The organism is Streptomyces sp. DH12, assembly GCF_020873895.1.
GTDB lineage: Bacteria > Actinomycetota > Actinomycetes > Streptomycetales > Streptomycetaceae > Streptomyces.
Genome location: NZ_JAHWGT010001180.1, coordinates 1 through 440, shown reverse-complemented (window position 1 = coordinate 440; position 440 = coordinate 1). Strand labels below are relative to the sequence as shown.

Genomic DNA, 440 nt, shown 5'->3' with positions numbered 1-440 from the left:
AGTATATTCTCCAGCAGGCGCGGCAGGTCCACGAGCGCCTACAGAGTTCGCGAGCGCTAGTCGATGGCAAGGTGATTTTGGACCTCTCGCATTACACTGCGGAACAAAAAGCCAGAATCTTCTATAATCACATTCACTTCGCTGAGCTCTCTCCTGTTGCGCGCGAGTCAGTCTTGCGGGAAAGAAGGTATATGGATGTCATTCAGCATGCCAACTTCAACCCCAGAATCATCGAGCTTGTTACGGCGAACTTCGGGAACTCCGGAGTCAAGGACGAACTCTTCTTTGAATACGTGCTGAACTCACTTGACGATCCCCGCGAGCTGTGGGAAAGGATCTTTGAGAGCCAGCTCTCTGTGGCAGAGAGGAGTCTGCTGCTGGTTCTAGCCACCATCCGTACGCGCGTCGAACTCAGAGACCTCCATCGTGCACTAAATTAT

General features: G+C 52.3%; 1 protein-coding gene and 1 pseudogene. Both read left to right on the top strand.

The window, feature by feature from the left end; translation table 11 throughout:
• Positions 1-5: 5 nt before the first annotated feature.
• Positions 6-128: pseudogene (locus LPA54_RS43285) on the top strand (hypothetical protein); the annotation flags it as partial.
• A gap of 63 nt (positions 129-191) precedes the next feature.
• Positions 192-440 (top strand): hypothetical protein (locus LPA54_RS39135; RefSeq protein WP_228985153.1); only part of this gene is annotated, 249 nt, incomplete at its 3' end.